The 18,072-nt window shown below is 54.0% G+C and carries 17 protein-coding genes; 4 read left to right on the top strand and 13 right to left on the bottom strand.

Going from position 1 to position 18,072, the window contains the following annotated elements:
- The 4 genes from HALA3H3_RS27140 to HALA3H3_RS16305 form a co-directional block, all read right to left on the bottom strand.
- Positions 1-241, bottom strand: a 241-nt coding sequence (locus HALA3H3_RS27140; RefSeq protein ID WP_053857012.1) for an IS1182 family transposase, incomplete at its 3' end; no start/stop codon positions are given.
- Positions 242-373: 132 nt separating this feature from the next.
- Positions 374-1,630: a hypothetical protein gene (locus HALA3H3_RS16315; protein ID WP_022522656.1), complete on the bottom strand. Its 1,257-nt coding sequence runs from the start codon at positions 1,628-1,630 to the stop codon at positions 374-376.
- A gap of 104 nt (positions 1,631-1,734) precedes the next feature.
- Entirely contained in the window at positions 1,735-2,064 is a 330-nt protein-coding gene (locus HALA3H3_RS16310; RefSeq protein WP_022522655.1) for a DUF427 domain-containing protein, read from the bottom strand.
- Positions 2,065-2,213: 149 nt separating this feature from the next.
- Entirely contained in the window at positions 2,214-3,101 is an 888-nt protein-coding gene (locus HALA3H3_RS16305) for a DMT family transporter (protein WP_022522654.1), read from the bottom strand.
- A gap of 135 nt (positions 3,102-3,236) precedes the next feature.
- Between HALA3H3_RS16305 and HALA3H3_RS16300 the strand changes: the two genes are divergently transcribed.
- Complete coding sequence (locus HALA3H3_RS16300; protein WP_022522653.1) at positions 3,237-4,178, top strand: LysR family transcriptional regulator; 942 nt, start codon at positions 3,237-3,239, stop codon at positions 4,176-4,178.
- Between the two features lie 97 nt (positions 4,179-4,275).
- Here HALA3H3_RS16300 and HALA3H3_RS16295 read toward each other — a convergent pair whose 3' ends face one another.
- Positions 4,276-4,722 carry a winged helix-turn-helix transcriptional regulator gene (locus HALA3H3_RS16295; RefSeq protein WP_022522652.1) on the bottom strand — a complete coding sequence of 149 codons (447 nt, stop codon included), beginning with the start codon at positions 4,720-4,722 and terminating at the stop codon, positions 4,276-4,278.
- Between the two features lie 109 nt (positions 4,723-4,831).
- Here HALA3H3_RS16295 and HALA3H3_RS16290 point away from each other — a divergent pair, with 109 nt between their 5' ends.
- Positions 4,832-6,061: an MFS transporter gene (locus tag HALA3H3_RS16290; RefSeq protein ID WP_022522651.1), complete on the top strand. Its 1,230-nt coding sequence runs from the start codon at positions 4,832-4,834 to the stop codon at positions 6,059-6,061.
- A gap of 378 nt (positions 6,062-6,439) precedes the next feature.
- Here the strand turns inward: HALA3H3_RS16290 and HALA3H3_RS16285 are convergent, their stop codons facing one another.
- The 4 genes from HALA3H3_RS16285 to HALA3H3_RS16270 all read right to left on the bottom strand — a co-directional run bounded on the left by HALA3H3_RS16285 (position 6,440) and on the right by HALA3H3_RS16270 (position 11,754).
- Complete coding sequence (locus HALA3H3_RS16285) at positions 6,440-7,576, bottom strand: tryptophan 7-halogenase (RefSeq protein ID WP_022522647.1); 1,137 nt, start codon at positions 7,574-7,576, stop codon at positions 6,440-6,442.
- Complete coding sequence (locus tag HALA3H3_RS16280; RefSeq protein WP_022522646.1) at positions 7,524-9,293, bottom strand: LodA/GoxA family CTQ-dependent oxidase; 1,770 nt, start codon at positions 9,291-9,293, stop codon at positions 7,524-7,526. Before HALA3H3_RS16280 ends, HALA3H3_RS16285 begins: the two co-directional genes overlap by 53 nt.
- Before the next feature lie 26 nt (positions 9,294-9,319).
- Positions 9,320-10,564 (bottom strand): ferritin-like domain-containing protein, encoded by a 1,245-nt coding sequence (locus HALA3H3_RS16275; RefSeq protein ID WP_022522645.1) that lies wholly within the window; start codon positions 10,562-10,564, stop codon positions 9,320-9,322.
- Positions 10,565-10,680: 116 nt separating this feature from the next.
- Complete coding sequence (locus HALA3H3_RS16270; protein WP_022522644.1) at positions 10,681-11,754, bottom strand: peroxidase, FMP-type; 1,074 nt, start codon at positions 11,752-11,754, stop codon at positions 10,681-10,683.
- Positions 11,755-12,196: 442 nt separating this feature from the next.
- Here HALA3H3_RS16270 and HALA3H3_RS27135 point away from each other — a divergent pair, with 442 nt between their 5' ends.
- On the top strand, positions 12,197-12,334 hold the full coding sequence (locus tag HALA3H3_RS27135; RefSeq protein WP_162484071.1) for a hypothetical protein: 138 nt from the start codon (positions 12,197-12,199) through the stop codon (positions 12,332-12,334).
- 121 nt (positions 12,335-12,455) lie between these two features.
- Here HALA3H3_RS27135 and mmuM read toward each other — a convergent pair whose 3' ends face one another.
- Together mmuM and HALA3H3_RS16255 are read right to left on the bottom strand one after the other, a co-directional pair.
- The gene (gene mmuM / locus HALA3H3_RS16260; protein ID WP_022522641.1) at positions 12,456-13,415 is read right to left on the bottom strand and encodes a homocysteine S-methyltransferase; all 960 of its coding nucleotides are present in this window, start codon (positions 13,413-13,415) and stop codon (positions 12,456-12,458) included.
- Positions 13,412-14,854 (bottom strand): amino acid permease, encoded by a 1,443-nt coding sequence (locus tag HALA3H3_RS16255; RefSeq protein WP_022522640.1) that lies wholly within the window; start codon positions 14,852-14,854, stop codon positions 13,412-13,414. The genes mmuM and HALA3H3_RS16255 overlap by 4 nt, the downstream gene beginning before the upstream one ends.
- Positions 14,855-15,143: 289 nt before the next feature.
- On the opposite strand from HALA3H3_RS16255, the gene HALA3H3_RS16250 reads away from it, so the two are divergent.
- Positions 15,144-16,112: an Rpn family recombination-promoting nuclease/putative transposase gene (locus HALA3H3_RS16250; RefSeq protein ID WP_022522639.1), complete on the top strand. Its 969-nt coding sequence runs from the start codon at positions 15,144-15,146 to the stop codon at positions 16,110-16,112.
- A gap of 35 nt (positions 16,113-16,147) precedes the next feature.
- Here the strand turns inward: HALA3H3_RS16250 and HALA3H3_RS16245 are convergent, their stop codons facing one another.
- Together HALA3H3_RS16245 and HALA3H3_RS16240 are read right to left on the bottom strand one after the other, a co-directional pair.
- Complete coding sequence (locus HALA3H3_RS16245; protein ID WP_022522638.1) at positions 16,148-16,750, bottom strand: glutathione S-transferase N-terminal domain-containing protein; 603 nt, start codon at positions 16,748-16,750, stop codon at positions 16,148-16,150.
- Positions 16,750-17,988, bottom strand: a complete 1,239-nt coding sequence (locus tag HALA3H3_RS16240) for a YbfB/YjiJ family MFS transporter (protein WP_022522637.1) — start codon at positions 17,986-17,988, stop codon at positions 16,750-16,752. Before HALA3H3_RS16240 ends, HALA3H3_RS16245 begins: the two co-directional genes overlap by 1 nt.
- Between the last annotated feature and the right edge of the window lie 84 nt (positions 17,989-18,072).

Raw genomic sequence — 18,072 nt, 5'->3', positions numbered from 1 at the left:
GACTCGACTGGATGCGATTGAGGTAGCCGTAGATATAGAGCTTCAGGAGTACAGCGGGATGATAGGCGGGCCTACCTGTTGCATGCGGATCGACGCCCTTGAAACCAAGTCCTCTAAGATCGAGACCTTCTATGAACGCCTCTATGGCACGGACAGGGTTATCGTCTGCGATGAAATCGTCTAAAAGCGCAGGGAATAACGTACTTTGATTTCGGGCCTCGCCTACCACGAATCGCTTCATCACTATTTCCTCAGCGAACCTCGTCAAAGTATAGCGACCATCACGTTTTCACACAGCCTCGGTCGTTAACTGCCATATCATTTTCACTACTACAGCACATAAAAATTACAGATATTTTTATATAATAACGATTTAAACAGATTGCTCATACGGGAACCTTTGTGCAAACATAATAGCTATCATTATCAAAGCTAACTCTTCCAGCTCTTCATACCCACTTTTGTGTATGGTTTTTTCAATTATTGGCATAGCAATTATTGAATCAGCAACATAGAAATAATGGACATCATTTTTAATTTCTAGGACTGCTAACTCCTTGTCAAGTGGCCATTCTTTTCCTTCCTTTTCTCTCAAAACACTACAAACCACATCTTTGTCAAATGAATAAGTAGCGCCTGCTGGGATACGATATTCAGTTTGAGGCTTAAGTTGCTGAGGTGGATTTTCTCTTTTATCGCTAATCAGTGAAGCTGACTCAAAAATCTCACAGAAATTCTTAGCTGCCCTAACTTCTTTTCTATTCGAGCGTTCATTAAATTTATGGAATGAAGAGAATCTTGTAGCTACTGATGGTGGATGAGCAACTAACGAGGGAATATGAATTTGAAACCAATAATTAAAAATCCTTTTCTTTGTACCAAAGTCCGGCTTAGCCTCCAAGTGGCTAACCACATCTTGCAAATCCTTTTGTATTGTATCTCTTGCATGATCACTAGTAACTGCAAATGTTAAGCCATTATGCTGATATGCAACTTTAGTTACATCTGCAGCAACGCAGCCAAAAACTTTTTTCCCATCATGTTTTAAGGGCATTCGTTTTTGCAGTTGGACCTCAGCATCTCTTATCCTTTTGGCTAATTGCTTTCTACTGGAGACTCTCTTGCATTCAATATAAAAGACTTCTTTGTTGGAAATGGCAATAACATCAGTTTCGGTAGTAAGATCGACATGGCAGCCACATTGCAAAAAATAACTAGCAATCCTAAGTTCAAATTGAGCGTTTCTAGAGCTTGAGTCTTTATCTAGTGCAGCAAAATCACTTCCTCCTATCATAAGCTCTAGTTTCTCAACACCACCTAAAGGTTCCTTACACTTCATGCCTCTTAATATCCACATAAGTTCATGAACTTCCCGTAATATGTAAAGCTCCCAATCTAATGGACTTTCAAAAGGCCCTTTCAAAGAATTTTTAAAGACCTTCCATGGATCTTCATTTTTTTCCAAAACCAAAGAAAAATATTCTATATATCTCTCAATCCTTGTATTTCTTGACCTTAGCCCCTTGGAAGAGAGGTATTCATTAAGCTCAATTAAATCCTGAAGGTGATAGGAGTACTCTAATGATGGAAGAGCTTTCAATGGTAAGCTGTACGATCTTTCTTCTTCCATACTTATTTAATCCTTAGTTATCTTAATAAATTAAACTAACAGCTTCAGGAAAGAATGCGGCGGATATGATAAGTTTTTTGTGTCCGCTTTGGGTCCAAAAGGCGTCATTTGCTAATTTGCTCATAAAACGCCACCTTACCCGTTATAGCTTCCATCCCTTCAATCGGCTGTTCGTAGCTCCAGGCAATATCTTTATTTTCGCCTAACGAGAAATACACCGTGCTGCCTTTAAACGGGCAGTGGGTCGTCGTTTCTGAGGTGGTAAGCAAATCCATCCGCACGTCTTCACGTGGGAAGTAGTGGCGTGGTGGGTAGCCAGATTCGCGGAGTTCGAAGGCTTGGCTGGAGTCGGCAAGCAACTTGCCACCCACATGCACATGCACCTGCACGCGTTGGCTAACGGGGTGAAGCTCGATGCGAGGTGCCTGTGGCATTAGATTGTTCCCTGCGGCTTTTTTAGCTCTAGTAAAATGAGCCTAGCAGCAAAGTTCGTTGAATCCCATGCTCGACTCATCACACTTTAGGCTACGGTCATGACCTGTATCATATTTTTGCCACTGCTCTCTAATTCACTACGACTGTCCTAACGCTGCGGTGCTCTCGCCCTTGCCTGGGTGGTCATGAGCAGGCCGATGACAATCAGCCCAGCCCCAATAAAATCCGCCATGCGCAACGGCTCCCCTAGTATTAGATAAGCGAGTAGTACGCCGAAGAACGGATTAAGAAGGTGATAGCTCGATGCTGTCGAAGCGCCGCTGATGCGGATCAGCACAAGCCAGAGGCTCATTCCGCCGATGGTGACGACAAGTACCAGATGTGCAATCGCTATCATCGTAGCGGTAGAAGGCACGGTAAGCGGCTGCCCGAACACCATTGCCATGGGAAGAAGAGCGACAGCGCCAGCAATGGATTGCCAGAAATTGGCCTGCAAGACGGGAAGGCCTGCGCCTTGGCCGCGGAAGAACACGGTGCCACTGGCAAAGGCAAGCATGCCGCCGGTTGCCATAAGTACTCCCCAAATATCGACCTGCACCCCACTAGCAACGCCTGAGATGACCACCACTCCCACTAATCCCAGCGCCGCGCCGAGTAATTTCATTGGGGAAAGAGGTTCTACGCCCCACCATGCTGATAGCAAACTGGTGGCCAGCGGTGCGCAGCTAACAATAACAATAACGACCTGGGGGCGAACCGTCTGCAATGCGGCAAAGCTCAGCCCCAGGTATAGGGCGTTGTTAAGCACGCCGAGTAGCAATCCGCGCCTGATAGCGATGCGATCACCATGAGTTGATAACCGGAAACTGCCGTAGGTAAGGCAAATGGGCAGCATCAGTAACGCACTCAATAAAAACCGGATGGTGAGCAGCGTAAAGGGGTCGAAATCAGTCAGTGCAATGGCACCGGCTATAAATGCCGAACTCCAAACGATACTGAAAATGACCACCAAACCAGTTAATACGAAATTATTCATGCAGCCCCCTAAAAGCGCCATCCTGCTTTTGCACCATCACCATGAAACTGATGGTGCATGGGAGTTACATGCAGTGGAAATTAATTATTAACCATTCATAATTAGATAAATTAATGTTCAATGCGGAGATGCAGTGTGTTTAATTGCCAACCTTCCCCCTTGGGCGATAGGCGAGTCACGCTGGAACACCTGCGCGCTTTCGTACTGTTGGCCGAAGGCAATGGTTTTCAGCAGGCAGGTCTTCAGCTGTACCGTAGCCAGTCTGCGGTCACGCAAAGTCTGAAGCGGCTGGAGGAAATACTCGGCTGTAAGTTGCTTGAGCGTCGCCAAGGTCACATCCTTGGCTTAACGGCAGACGGTGAGCGTTTTCTTCCCGCCGTCAATGAGATACTTGCCCGTACGTCTGAAGCGGTGAGTGCCATACAACAACCCGAAATCGCCGGACGCCTGCTGATTGGTGTTCCCGATGATTTCAAGGTGGTGGATCTACATGGCGCTATTTCTCGGTGCGCCGAGCTAAACCGCAATCTGCGCCTGGAAGTTGTCTCTGCGCTCTCCTCGCAACTGCTCCACCAACTCGATAACAGCGGCCTTGATCTCGCCATCTTTAAGTGCGTAGGAGACTTCACGCCAAGTGACCCGCGCTGGCAGTGTCATCTGCTGCGGCGAGAACCTCTCCATTGGGTGGCCACGCAACGGCATGATTTTGACCGTATGTCTGATATACCACTTGTTATCTTTCCTGATGGCTGTTGCTACCGAAGCGCAGCGCTCGCCGCATTGGATCAGCCCGGGAAGCACGGCTATAGCGCCTATGTCAGTGCCTCTTATGACAATATTCGTGCCGCTGTGTCAGCAGGTCTCGGCATTGGCGTGCTTCCCGCCAGTGCGCTTGCTGAAGACCACATTATTCTAAGCAAGCGGGAGGGATTTCCGGAGCTGCCGATGGTTGAACTCGTGATGGTTCAGGCGTCACAGAAGCGTGCCACCCAGCAACTGGCGGACTTCCTCACGCTTTCGTCGGCAATGAAATCGCAGCATATTAGCGCCACTCAGGCCGATGTCACCCAGCCCTAGTACCGGTATCAGTTGATGCCAATCAGTCAGTGCTTAGCCCAGCTGGCGTATTTCCTCCATCGTTTTGGGCAATGGCCGTGAGGCTTAACTGATGTTGCTACTGGAGTTTTCTTACTATCGCGTCATCCGGGGCCAGTACATCGCCATCTCCGGTCTGAGGGACCATATAGGGCACCGGCTGCCCTGTTGACTTGTCGATAAGCTGGGAGTGCTGCTCGCTGTGTGAAAACAAGTTGCGTTCTCCCCACTGACGCAGAGCCACCACCACAGGAAATAGACTCTCGCCCTTGGCTGTCAGTACGTATTCCTGATAGGCCGTGCCATCAGATGCAGGCCGAGTTTCCAGGATATCCGCTTCAACTAACCGACGCAGACGTTCGGCCAGAATATTGCGAGCCATGCCCAGGCTGCGCTGAAAGTCACCGAATCGCCTCATGCCGTCAAAAGCATCTCGTACAATAAGCAGCGACCATCGGTCTCCGATAACGTCGACAGAGCGTGCCACCGGGCAGGTTTCAGTATGTGTGGATTTGCGGCGGGGCATGATATTTGCCTTCCCTGTGTTTATGGCAACCTATGCAGTTGCATTTTAAAACTAGGTTACCTACCATCCAACTAGTTTTTATTTGAAACCAATTGAATGAGAGATGGCTATGAAGGCGTCTTCGGTACTGCCTGTATCGCTTCGTGATGACAGTAAACCGGTCGTCCAAACGGACATGCCGCGCGGCTTAGTGCTACTTTTCGCCGCGGCCAGCGGCTTAAGTGTCGCCAACGTCTATTACGCACAGCCACTGTTAGATGCTCTGGCCTTGGATTTCGGCATCAGTCATGCAGCCGTTGGCGGTGTGATCACGGCCACTCAGGTCGGCTGCGCCTTGGCCTTGCTACTGCTCGTTCCACTAGGGGATCGGGTGAATCGTCGTCGCCTAATGGCGCTGCAATTGTTGGCGTTGGTGGCCTCTTTAGTGGTGGTAGCATTGTCGCAATCCACCTTAATGCTGCTGGCAGGAATGCTCGGTGTTGGCTTGCTCGGCACAGCGATGACGCAAGGGTTAATCGCCTACGCGGCTAGCGCTGCCGCCCCTCATGAACGGGGTCGTGTCGTCGGTGTAGCGCAAGGAGGTGTTTTTATTGGCTTGTTGCTTGCCCGCGTATTCGCTGGTGGTGTAAGCGATCTGGCCGGCTGGCGAGGCGTCTATTTGTGTTCTGCGGTCATAATGCTGGTAGTGGCACTACCGCTGTGGCGTCGGCTGCCGACGCTAAAAGCTGCATCAGGTTCCCTAAGCTATCCACACCTGATTGTCTCTATGTTGGTGTTATTGCGGGAAAACCGGGTGCTACAAATTCGCGGCGTGCTGGCGATGCTAATGTTTGCTGCCTTCAACGTTTGCTGGAGTGCCTTGGTATTGCCACTTAGCGCACCACCCTATGAGTTTTCTCATACGGCCATTGGCGCATTTGGCTTGGCTGGCGTAGTGGGAGCCCTCGCAGCCGCTCGCGCCGGAAAATGGGCAGATCGAGGACTCGGCCAGCGCACCAGTGCAGCTGCGCTGGTGTTGCTGCTGCTAGCGTGGGGGCCACTATCATTAATGGAGTGGTCGCTATGGGCGCTGATCATCGGGATTGTGCTGCTTGATATGGGTGGGCAGGCTCTTCACGTCACTAATCAGAGCATGATTTTTCACACACGTCCTGAGGCACATAGCCGCTTACTTAGGCTTGTATATGCTGTTCTATTCGGTCGGCAGTGGCCTGGGCGCCATCAGCACGACAACCGCCTATGCTCATGCAGGTTGGCAGGGTGTGTGCATTTTAGGCGCTTCGCTAAGCCTATTGGCGCTAGCGTTCTGGGCCACGACCCGGCGTTATATGCCGAATGAGGCTTCATGAAACAGAGATAATAACCAGGAGGCCAAGATGAATGAACTAGACTTGCAAGCTGATGCGGATACACGCGGGCGACGCTATCTCTCAAAGAATGCTACTCAACGAGTCTTCCCTTCGAAAGCAGCCATCTCGGCACTGGAAGCATTTGATGAGCCGCTGCCGATGCAGGGATTTCCCACTGAGAACACGTTAGCGCTCCTAGACGATAGATGCCGACAAGATCCATGCTGCCCTTACCGAAGCCGGCCTGTCCACAATGATCCCGCTTGAAGACCATCCGTGGGACGGCAGGGGCTTTGGCATCCCTGGTCCTTCCGGTGAAGTGCATTTCACGACTTATTTGCGCCTGATTGGCCAGTGCATCGACCTCTCTAACCAAGCTCACGACGATGGGCCCAAAATGGATGATCCGACCACCGCCGCTCCAAGCTATATTGGTCTTGCCACTCCTTGATAAAGCGGTTAATTCCCCTGTTTGCGCGAAGTGCGTACTGTTCTGCCGCTTGCAGGTCATGCCTGTTCAGCCAATCGGTGATTACCGGTGCCGCTGCCAAACCGTCGCCCAGTGCGTTGGAAATTCCCGAAGAGGTCAAAGGATCAAAGGTAGCCAGGGCATCGCCCACTGCGATCCAGCCCGGCCCAGCTGCTTGGGTCACAAAACCGCTGTATGCAGCAAAGCAGGTAAGCGAGAGTGCGTGCTGGCGAGAAGGTTGCAGCCACTGTTGTAGCTCTTCTGTCTGGCCCCAGAGCGCATAGAATGCTTCGCTATTTCGCAGCCCCTTCTGGCGCACAACGGATGCATCCGACATCAACGCCAACAGTGCTGAACCATCTGGCAAACCGGTAGCGTACCACCAGCCGTCAGCAACCGATTCCACCAGGGTTATGCCCTCCAGCCTGCCGGCATTGGGCCATTTACACGCCACCGCCACCAAATCGTCGAGACGCTTTCGCTCTACCCCCAGTCGCCTGCAGAGGGTAGCTCCGCGCCCGGAAGCATCAACGAGGTAACGACAACTCAGTAGGTGCTGTTTGTCTTGATACGTTATTTGCAGTTGCCACTCGCTACTATCCCAGCGTAGAGCTTCCAACACCGCAGGCGTTAGTAGCTGCGCGCCTTTTTCACCACTGGCTTGACGCAGATCCTCGTCAAAGCGCTCCCGATCTAGATGCCAGCCATCCCCTGTCGAGCGATGGAGAAAATCGTCGAACCTGCGCTCTCCTGCCCATAGGGAGAGATTGGTGTAGTAGGGTCGATGCCCTCTCGCCCCAAGGTCATTCGATATACCCAGTAGCCTCAATTTAGCGACTACGTCAGGCGCCGCGGATTCCCCCACTTTAAAGGCCTGCCGGGCGGGCTTGTCCAGTATCGCCACCCGCTCAACCCCCTCCGCTATCGCGGCGAGAGCCGTGGCGCAACCGGCAGGGCCAGCGCCGAGGATAACGAGATCGAAGTCAGTTCCCATTCGGTGTGAAAGGTCGGGGTAAGGTGCGTGCAACCTCCACAAAGCGGCGCTCTCCTTGAACCTCTTTTTCCATCACGAACCCCAGCCGCGACCAGTACTGCACCATCTGTACGTCGTCGGCAAAGGAGATGAAATCTCCCCGCATCTGATCGAAATCGGTGCCGATCCAGGCAACCTGCCCTCCCGTCTGCTCATCCGGTATCGGCATAGTCGCCTGGCGTACTCCCTGGGGTTTCGGCTCCAGGTAGACGAATTCAGGCCGCTGTGCGGGCCACCACCACAAGACTCGTTCACCGATGGGTTGTGAGGAGCACTCATTGAAGTCTGCCTGCCAGGGTATGGCCATGTAGCGAGTGAGATCCCCGGGCTCCATCGCAGTAGGCGTAAAGCCCAGGTTGAGTGGCCCTTCGGTGGGCGGTGCGGTATTGATACGGAAAGGGTCGTCACGATTGTAGATGGCTCGATTGCGGGTGATCCAGGTGAGCTCGATACCGGGAGAAAACGCACCTCCTACACAGTTTTCCAGAACATTGCGTGTCAGTGATTGAGGGCCATTATCGGCAACAGGCTCGTTGACAAAGTGCCCCGCCGCCCACTGTTGAACAAAGAAGAACTGGGTATCTGTCAAACGTAGATAAGTGGATGTAAACGTCCCACCGATAAGACAGTTGTCCCCCGCTAGGTAGGGCATCATGGTGGCTCCCCGCCCGGAGATAATGGAGTTCTCAGCTGCCGGTGGTCGTAGAACATCCAGAATCCAATTGCGCAGGCCACGGTAGTGATCCTCATGATCCGGTACCGCTCCCAGCATCTCCATGTCGAAGCTGTGGGGCTTGGGAGGGATTGCCGCAACCCAGGCGTAGGTGGTGGCCCGTTCCAGTAGTGGTTTTATCTCGCTCTGGAAGTTGGGCTTGTAGCCATCGGATCCGCTTTGCCACATGCCCTGATTATTTATCTGTGGGTTGTGTCCAGCACGCACAGCGCTGTCGAAGATGGTGTCCCAGAGCGTTACCAGGTTGGCGATCTCTGGCGCATAGGAAGGTGGCGCCACAGACACCCAGGCCGGATCAGCCGGATTGCTGCTGCCATTGTCCCATTCGATTACCGCGCTGACTGGGCCGTCACCGGTGTCGTCCCACCAGCCATCATTATTAGCGTACTGTTTGATCACGGCGCTTTCATCTTCGGTTCCGGAAACACCCAAACCGCCCAACACCAGCAGGCGGCCGGCTGCGTCGGTACGCAGCTCTCCTAGGGTGTCGATACACTCCCGATTGGGATACAGAATGCCCTTAGGGAAGTTTGCGCCCTTATAACCCTCGGGAATTGTATTGCGGTCCATGGGGACGGGACCGGCATCGGCGCCGCTTATCTGGCGTGGCCCTGGGTCGATAATCAAGCTGTGTCGGTCCTCCACATCGGCGTTGCGCAAGGGATGATTGCTGGCGTAGCCCTGCTCTCCCTCGTTGGTGGCGAACTCATACCAACTGGCTTTCTTGTTCGCCATGTGCACAGTCCAGGTGATCGTCTTTACTCCGGGCGTATCCAGGGTGATCTCTTCGTCGCCGTGAAAAATATGAAAGCGCGCAGCCTGGCGGCACATGCGTCCCTGTTCATCCCGGAAGTCATCCTGGGTGAAGTCTCTTCCGTCGAGGTTAATGGGCAGACCGCGATATGTCTCGGGGCCGATATAGCATTTTTCCGGCGCGTTCCCCACACGGGCAATGCCAATAGGCGGGTAAATTTTATAGTCAGTCATGATGATTTCCTTTCAACGTTAGCCCATTACAAGCCCAGCGCTTTGGCTGACGTCACTATCTCTTTGTCGCCTGCCAAGGCTGTCTTAAGGTGCGTGCGCAATGCGTTTTCCCTGGGTGATGTCGACAGCTGATCGAGCTCGTCTTCAAGCTCCTGCGTCAGTTCCCCAAAGGTGCGATTGGTATCGCTTCTGTAGCGCCATGCCGGTGCGGCATTGGGGCCAACGGAGCTGTCGCCGTCGGCAAAGGCCGGGGTAGACATCAACGCTCGGGCAAGATGCGGCAGCACCCGGTGCATGATTGAAAGGACGACACTGAAATAAGGGTCGGAGTCGCCAGCCTTGAATGTGGCTTCGAAGGCGTGCAGCATCAGGCTGTAGTGATCATCGAAGCTGTCAGACAGCCGCTTGGCCTGCGGGTTGGTGTAGTCGCTGCTATCGGGATTGGAGATGATGGGGAGCGTCGCCGGGAAATTGGCGCTGTCGAGTGAAACTTCGCGGAACTTGAGGAAATGACTCAGCTCGTACGGGGTGCCGAGGATGGGCCCGTAGGTGCCATCGGTACGCTTGCCATAGTGGTTGTAAGTACCGAAGCTCTCAACCGGAACCAGAGGCTTTTCAGGGGGAACGGTTCCCTCTCCTTGCTCGACGATTTCGTTAACCGCCGCGTGGAAGCTCTCCTTGTCCATCACTTCGTTGACATTACCGCCAAATTTGCCGAGATAGATATTGGTTCTTTGCCGACCAGGAACACCGGTTGTACTGAAGGGGTTTCCGGGATAGGCATCCACCGCCGCAACCAAGGCGCCGTACAGCTGCGCGATGCTGTCGTAGTTGTCGCCCTGAGGAGGCGCGCCGTACTGCGACGGGCTTTCGATGGCGGCAAAGACATTAGCGAATACATCGGGGGATGCACGAAACAGGCCGACCATAGGGGTCGTCTTCGGGTTGGCCTGTGGCATATAGCCGGGGAAAGTAGGAACCGCATCGCCAGTAAATTTGGGCAGCGCGCCCAAGGCAACGATGATGTTGGCCGCCTGGTTGACATGGAACATCTCCTCCATCGCAACGCTGCGCAGGGTCTGGTAGACATGGCTCCCGGCGTCTGAAATGGAATAGAGTGCCGAGAGGTAGACAGGTATAGTGGTAAATTCCACCTGTAAAGCGAGCTGCGCTGCCTCCTGGAGATCCTGCAATACGGGTACACTGGTGCTTGTAAGCCTGTCGAACAGGCCTGGAGAAACGTTCTCTCTCGCTGTTTCTGATGGCGCCATGGTTTTCATCTCCTTATGTTTCGTTACCCCGATTAGCCTGTTTCCGCGGCAGGTGGTGGGAATCCGACGCCTGCCGTCATTAACGGCGTCGAGGCCCCGTGCGGCCAGGCGTACTCTTACGCTTTTTTGCGTAAAGTGTTGATCTGAATGTGTGGCCAGCGGGTCGTGCCGCCATCAGTGCCGAATTGAAATTCAAAATACTGAATCTGCTCGTACTGCAACTGCAGAACTTCCTGGCCGTTTTCAAAGACAGTCTCAATCCACATCCGCAAGTTCATCTCGGTTACGCGAGCAAATCGCTCTACGAATGGGGTGTTCAATAGTCCACCCTCGGATCCGCCAGCCTCCCGGGTGCGCATCTCAATCAGTACGAAGCTTTTGATCTCCTGATCCTGAATGGCATCGCGCAAGCGAAGATCGGGACGCACCGAATAGGGGTAGTGATCGTCGGCCAAAATGCGCTGTGTGTAGGTTCTGTTGCCGCTTGGATCTCTCTCCGCAAGACTGGGGTCGTGAACCCAGGGCGGCGCCGGTTCATCGAGATTGATGGGGGTGTCAGCGGTGGTGCCTGCCAGCCCCATACTTGGTGAGATGGCCAGGTGATTGGGATCCCAGGCGGCTGTGCCATGGGGAAATTCCGGTTTCCCCTTCTTTTCGGAGTCTGTACCCAACAGCAACACAGTGCTGCCATGGGGAATCGTGCCGCTGCGGGAGACCGTATAAGGAGGCACATACACCGGGCCGTCGGAGCCGGCGCCCGCCGATAATTCGGGATAACCGATATCGGTCATGATGGATTCGTCGTCGGCGGGATGGTTGTAAAGAGTACTCAACCAGAGGTACATACCGTTTTCGTCATGAAGCAGGTTGCCATCGAGATCATGAATACTCTGTTCGTACTTTACCGCTCCGCTGAACTGCTCGTTGGCGCCACCGCGGTTGCGTACTCCGCCGGGGACTAACGTAAAGGTAAGCTCCTCCTTATAGTCTTGGCAGAGAAAATGAAACTTGCCGGGAATGGTTTCGGAGTTGGTTCCTGGGGAAGGCAGGCAAGTGGTATGTAATCCCCACCCGGTCGTTTTGTTGTCTGGGTTGTAGTTGACCCAGGTTCCCGCCAGCTGTTCAAGAACGCCGTAATTTGCAGGCTCTTTGAGTACAGCAGGGGTATATCTCGGTTGTTGGGTAGGCATGATTTCAACTCCCCCTTGTTATTCTTGATCTGCTATTTTTGTCGCTGTTTCCTAAGGTAAGAAACGTAGCCGTACGCTATTCATTCGAATCTGGTCAACTCTAGGGAGATGGCTCCTCACTCACTCTCGACGATCATGCGGGAGTATGGTGAGGTGGAATTCAGCAGAGTGCGTGCCGTGTGGGCACTCTGCGCATGAGCCGTGTCATTATGGTGTTATTAATATTTTAGTATTCAGCCTAGCACCGAAGAATGATTTGTCCATGTGACTTGTTCTTTAATGCTTGGGAACGAAAGGCGGCTTCGAATGAGCGGTGTGCCCAGGTAGGCGTCACCCAGCGAGTATTTCTATACATTCTCCTGGAGTTTCAATCCTTGGTGGATCGCACCATGCACATGAGGTGGATCTGGAGCAGATCAATAGTTTGGCGGAGGATAAAGATATGTTGTCAGAAAACCTGGAAAATCTGGTGCAAAAAGAGCGTCAGGAGGGACGTCAAGAAGAGCGTCGAGAAGCTGAGCAGCGCGCTTTGGAAAGCGGCTCACTAAGCGAGGCTCAACTTTATCAGCCGACACTATAAGTTCGCACCGAAGCAGATGATCAGATGATCAGATGATCAGATGATCACGGATATTGAAGAACTGCCCGTCGAAGAGGTGGAAAGGTTACGGGCAGAGACTCAGCATTAAGGCCTAACTAAATTAGCGCGACCTCCGCCACTGGGCCAGCGCTTGAATATCCTCCGGTGTCGTCCGGCAGCATCCGCCAATGCCTGACGCGCCTGCTTCAAGCCAGTGCTCAACTCCTTGTACCAATCCGGAAAGATCGGCACCGGTATGATCGCATTGGGACGGGTGCCAGGTTTTGGTTACCGCGTCGTACACTTCCCCCGAGTTGGGATACACCAACACTGGCAGATCGCACTCAAGGCGGATTTCCTCAATCAGCGATTCGATATGGGCCAACGCCGTGCAGTTCACACCAATCGCCGCTACGCCTGGGCACTTGGCCAGGGCCCTCGCACATTCTGCGATCGGCGTGCCATCGCTGATGTGTTGGCCATCCTTCGCCGAGAAAGTGATCCATGCCTGCGCGCCCGGATGCTCGGCCAGCAAATCGGTGATCGCCAGCGCTTCCTCCAGTGAGGGCAAAGTTTCAGCGGCCAGTAAATCAGCCCCCGCCGCCAGCAAGAGGTCAAAACGCTCACGGTGAAATTCAACCAATCCAGCGCGATCCAGATCATAGCCGCCCCGGTATTCACTGCCGTCCGCCAGATACGCGCCATAAGGGCCTACGGATGCGGCCACCAGTGGTTTGGGACGGTCGGTTTGGCCGGGCTGCCATACCGCATCTCTCGCTTGCTGCGCCAGCGTAACCGACAGCTGAATCAACGCCCGCGCCTCTTCTGCCGTCATCCCCGCCTGCATAAAACCTGGCACGGTGGCCTGATAGCTGGCGGTAATCGCACAATCGGCACCGGCTTCAAAGTAAGCCTGATGAACCTGACGAATCTTTTCCGGGGTCTGTGCCAGCAGGCGCGCCGACCAGAGGGCGTCATTGAGGTCGCAGCCTAGCGCTTCCAGCTCAGTGGCCAAGGCACCGTCGATGACCATAAAGGGCACGTCGGCCAACAGGGCTTTAATGGGATTCAACTCATTCATACGGCGTTTTCCTCAACGGCGTTGGGCGAATGTTCAGAACGTTGGGAGGCCGAACGGTGGCGCACAAAGTGCATCAGGTAGCACAGGCCAATGAAAGGCACACCGAAATAGAGCGCAACGCGTTGATGCGGGTCGAAGGCAATGCCAATGCACGCGGCCAGACAGGCTGCAAAAGCAATAATCGGCACCCAGGGGTAGAACGGGGTGCGATAAACCAGATCCTTCAGTTGCCCGCCTTCACGGAGGTAGTGGCGCCGGAAGTTAAACTGGCTAAGCGCAATCGCCATCCAGACCACCACCACGGCCAAACCGGAAATCGAGACGAGCACCAAATAGACGGTTTCAGGGGCATACACGCTGGAGAACAGCGCGCCCAGGCCGCCGACCATGCTGAGTAGCAGGGCATTCATCGGAATGCCACGCTTGTTAAGTCGGCCAAGCGACTTGGGCAAGGTGCCTTGGTCGGCGAGCGTCCATAGCATGCGCGACGAGGCATAAAGCCCGGAATTGGCCGCCGACAGCAGCGCGGTGATGATGACAAAATTCATGATATCGGCTGCACCCGGCACGCCAAGACGCTGGAACACAGCCACAAAGGGGCTTTGACTGAGCCCGGCTTGATCCTGGGGTAGCAGCGCCGCAATCACGACAATGGTGCCGACGAAAAACAGGATCAATCGCCACAGGGTCGCGCGGATCGCCTTGGGCACATTGCGGGCCGGGTCTACCGTTTCTCCGGCGGCAATGCCAATCAGCTCGGTGCCGGAAAAAGCAAACATCACTGCCAGTAAGGCGGTACCAATGGCCATCAGGTTGGGCGGCATGGCGCTCTCTCCCCATAGTGCCGATAGCCCCGGTGAGGCGACCTCAGCGCCAGCGGCATCATGCAGCGGTACCCAGCCAATAATCGCCACCGCCCCCACCAGCACAAACACCACCACCGCGATCACTTTGATCAATGAGAGCCAGAATTCAGACTCGGCAAAGAAGCGCGAGGTAAACGCATTCACGCCAAAGACAATCGCCGCAAACAAGCCACTCCAGTACCAGCCGGGGATATCGGGAAACCAGCGCCCCATAAAGACCGCCGCTGCGGTAAATTCGGAACCTAGCGCCACCGTCCAGGTGAGCCAGTACATCCAGGCCACCATATAGCCGGTGCCGGGGCCAATATAGCGGGTGGCATGCGCGCTGAAGGCGCCTGAATTGGGCATATGCACCGCCAGCTCGCCCAGGCACATCATCACCAGCCAAGCAACAATGCCACCTACCAGATAGGCCAACACTGCCCCAATAGGCCCAGCCTGCTGCACGGTATAACCGGAACTCAAAAACAGGCCGGTGCCAATCACGCCTCCCAGTGAGAGCATCACCAAATGGCGCGTCTGCATACTGCGCTTAAAGTGCGCCCCCTCTTGATCACTTGCTGGCTCACTCATGGTGACATCCCTATCTTTGGCCTAACACGGCGGCAAGCGCCCAGCGGCCTGGCTCAGAAAGGGCACCATTTTAGTGCATCCTTAATTTCCTAAAAAGAATAAAAGAATAATTTAATATTCTTATTTTGAATATGCAGTCTGGCATGGGTGATAAGGGCTGGATATATCAAATGCAGGCAGTGTCTAACGCCAACCCGACAACAGTTGCTTGCCAAGCCCCCGCTATTTATTCTTAGGTATATTGTTTTTTGCGATGCACTCGCTTAGGCACATTGAATAAGGAGCACTCATGGTGGGCACCATTCACAAACATCATGATACCGGCTACAAGGAGCTGTTTAGCTACCCCGAATTCGTGCAACAGTTGATCGAAGGCTTTACGCCTGCTGAGATTGCTAAGCTGATGGATTTCTCCACCCTAAAGAGCCACAGCGGCAACTACATTACGCCGCTTTTTGAAGAGAAGATTGAAGATGTGGTGTGGTCGGTTGAAGTGAAATGGAAAGGCCTCACCCAACGAGTATTTCTGTATATTCTGCTGGAGTTTCAGTCCTCGGTGGATCGCACTATGCCCATTCGACTACTGCACTACGTCGCCTGTTTCTATAGCGAACTATTCAAACAGAAGATCATCACGCCCAGCCAAGGGTTGCCGCCCGTGCTCCCTGTCGTGTTGTATAACGGCTCAGAGCGATGGACGGCACCGCTAGACATCTTCGAGATGATCACCCCAGAACCGCCCGACTTTCTTCAGATTTACCAGCCCCACCTACGCTATTACCTAGTCGATGAAGGGCGCTATACTGATGAACAGCTAGGCTTAGTTCAGACACCGTTAAGCGGTGTGTTCAGCGTCGAAAACGCCGGTGAGAGTTGGGAAGCCCTGCAACTAGCCGTTGATCGTATTGTGGCCATTATCAAAGCGGATCCGAACAAAGAACGCATTGATAAGGTCATCACGCGCTGGATTAAGCGTCATCTGCAGCGGCTTGGTGCAGAAGTTAATCTAGAGCGGCTCAACAGTTTGGTGGAGGATAAAGACATGTTGGCAGAAAACTTAGAAAATCTGGTGCAAAAAGAGCGTCAGGAAGGTCGTCTGGAAGGGCGTCAAGAAGCCGAGCAACGTGCCTTGGAAGGCAAACGCAACGCAGCCCGTAAGCTGATTGCTCGCACCGAAATGGATGATCAGATGATCGCGGATATTGAAGAACTGCCGGTTGAAGAAGTGGAAAAGTTGCGGGCTGAGATCCAGCACTGAGCTCGCTTTATCCCCACTTCTCCTAATAGAAAGTCCTAACAGAAAGCCGTCTGTTGAAAGCTCTCTCGCGCAGTAACGCTAGCGTGCCATGCCAGAAGCTGCGGGTAGTCTTTTTTCCAGTTCACCTCTGGCAGCCTAAAGGCGAGATAATCCAGCGCCACTGCGGTGGCGATGTGACCCAGATTGATAGTTGAGGTCTGTTGTATTTCGCCAAGCTCACCGTCCAGCTGCTTTAATAGCCGCTGAATGGCCCGCGAACGCCTCTGCCCCAGCTCGCTATCATCAATCCCATTGCCGTAATGCTTTCTGGCAATCACGGTATTGAACGCGGCATCCATCAGGTTTTGACCCAACCCCGCCAGGTGCAGCACCTCACCTAAACCAGCCTTGGGAATCATCGGCTTGTTGGGGCTAACGCTATCCAGGTAAACGGCAATCAGCATTGATTCGCTAAGCGTGGTGCCCTCCTCCGTTACCAGCACGGGAATACGCCCGGCGGGGTTGGCTTTTAACAGATCTACATCATCTGCCCAGGGGTCGCACCACTTTAGCGTCACGGCGTCCATCAGGCCTTTTTCCAGTAATACGATGCGCACTAGGCGCGCATAGGGCGAGGTTGCGTTTAGGTAGAGTTCCATTATTGCCTCCCTGGATTTGAAGATTGCTGTGTAGGTTGCTGGGCAGAAAGATGCGAGTGACGCTGCTGTACGCCATGGCTAAGCAGCACCAGCAAAAAGCCAGCGACGAGGATGAGGCCGCTGATGGCAAACAGTGGCGTGTAGCTGCCCCAAGCGCCATAAAGCGCCGACATGGCATAGCCCGCCACCGCCTGGGCGGCTGCAAAGGCGGCGGTGGCTTGCCCCCAGAGCTTCTTGTGGGCGGTTGGCCCTACCAACTCAGCAAGGCGGCCAGAAGTGAGTGCCACAATACCGGGGATCATTGCCCCTACCATGAAGGAGGAAACCGACTGGCTGAGCAGTGCGAGCGAGAACACCGGCAGCAAAACAGCGGCAGCCTTCGCCGCAAAGGCGATCATCAAGCCACCCTGCCAACCCACTCGATGCGCCAGTGCGCCTACCATGAACGGCCCACACAAGGCGCCCAACCCGAAGATTCCCCACTGCAGGGAAGCCGCTTGATTGCCCAGGGCGTTTTCCCTGGCGAGATAGTCCACCCAGAACACGGTATGGGGCACAAAGCCAATCGCATCCAGGGCATAAGCACCAATGACAAGCAGCACAACGACCTTTACACCCGCATACCCTGTGGAGCTATTACCCACCGAGCTAGCCGTTATGGGTGAGGTTAAGTGCGCCACTCCCCAGTCGCACAAAAGGCCAGCGGCAATACAGAGCAGCCCCAGCGTGCCCCAGGTGACTGTCAGGCTTAACCCAAGAAGTAACGGTACGATGAAGGCCGAAAGCAGTGCCCCAAAGCCAATACCGGTAAACACCATGGCACCAACACGCGTTCGCCTTTCAGGTGGTGTGGCCGCCAACGCCAGCGAGGGACCAACGACCATTAAGATGGCCCCGGCAATGCCCGACACCAACCGCCAGAAGAAGAACCAGAGGAAACCACCTGCCCCGGCGCAGAGCACAAAGCTTAGCGCGATACCCGCAAAGCTTGCGGCCATCACCAAGCGAGGAGAAAAGCGCTCACTCAGCGAGTGAGCTACGAGTGCACCGATAAAATACCCCAGCAGGTTGGCGGCCCCCAGGTAGGCGCCTTGGCTCGCGGTAAACCAACCCTCTTGAATAATCGCAGGCAATAGCGGCGTATAGGCGAAGCGCGCAATGCCAATCCCCGCCAGGGTCGCCATTATCCCTGTCATCAGGGCAGGCAGGTCGTGGCTAGTGAGTGTTCGAGTCATCATGTGGTGTCCTTTTCGTGCCGCCTTTCGGGCAAGGTGGGCAGCGCGTTAGTACACAACCAGACTACGCGTGAGGAGCTATTTCTA

This window comes from Halomonas sp. A3H3 (assembly GCF_000982975.1).
Taxonomy (GTDB): Bacteria; Pseudomonadota; Gammaproteobacteria; order Pseudomonadales; family Halomonadaceae; genus Vreelandella; species Vreelandella titanicae.
This window is presented reverse-complemented; position numbering and strand designations above follow the sequence as displayed.

Bases quoted from the DNA above. Each gene is read 5' to 3' on its own strand.
- HALA3H3_RS16275 (WP_022522645.1), bottom strand. From the start codon at position 10,564: ATGGCGCCATCAGAAACAGCGAGAGAGAACGTTTCTCCAGGCCTGTTC.
- HALA3H3_RS16245 (WP_022522638.1), bottom strand. From the start codon at position 16,750: ATGGAACTCTACCTAAACGCAACCTCGCCCTATGCGCGCCTAGTGCGC.
- HALA3H3_RS16310 (WP_022522655.1), bottom strand. From the start codon at position 2,064: ATGCCACAGGCACCTCGCATCGAGCTTCACCCCGTTAGCCAACGCGTG.
- HALA3H3_RS27135 (WP_162484071.1), top strand. From the start codon at position 12,197: ATGTTGTCAGAAAACCTGGAAAATCTGGTGCAAAAAGAGCGTCAGGAG.
- HALA3H3_RS16305 (WP_022522654.1), bottom strand. From the start codon at position 3,101: ATGAATAATTTCGTATTAACTGGTTTGGTGGTCATTTTCAGTATCGTT.
- HALA3H3_RS16240 (WP_022522637.1), bottom strand. From the start codon at position 17,988: ATGATGACTCGAACACTCACTAGCCACGACCTGCCTGCCCTGATGACA.
- HALA3H3_RS16280 (WP_022522646.1), bottom strand. From the start codon at position 9,293: ATGACTGACTATAAAATTTACCCGCCTATTGGCATTGCCCGTGTGGGG.
- HALA3H3_RS16255 (WP_022522640.1), bottom strand. From the start codon at position 14,854: ATGAGTGAGCCAGCAAGTGATCAAGAGGGGGCGCACTTTAAGCGCAGT.
- HALA3H3_RS16250 (WP_022522639.1), top strand. From the start codon at position 15,144: ATGGTGGGCACCATTCACAAACATCATGATACCGGCTACAAGGAGCTG.
- HALA3H3_RS16290 (WP_022522651.1), top strand. From the start codon at position 4,832: ATGAAGGCGTCTTCGGTACTGCCTGTATCGCTTCGTGATGACAGTAAA.
- HALA3H3_RS16270 (WP_022522644.1), bottom strand. From the start codon at position 11,754: ATGCCTACCCAACAACCGAGATATACCCCTGCTGTACTCAAAGAGCCT.
- HALA3H3_RS16295 (WP_022522652.1), bottom strand. From the start codon at position 4,722: ATGCCCCGCCGCAAATCCACACATACTGAAACCTGCCCGGTGGCACGC.
- HALA3H3_RS16315 (WP_022522656.1), bottom strand. From the start codon at position 1,630: ATGGAAGAAGAAAGATCGTACAGCTTACCATTGAAAGCTCTTCCATCA.
- mmuM (WP_022522641.1), bottom strand. From the start codon at position 13,415: ATGAATGAGTTGAATCCCATTAAAGCCCTGTTGGCCGACGTGCCCTTT.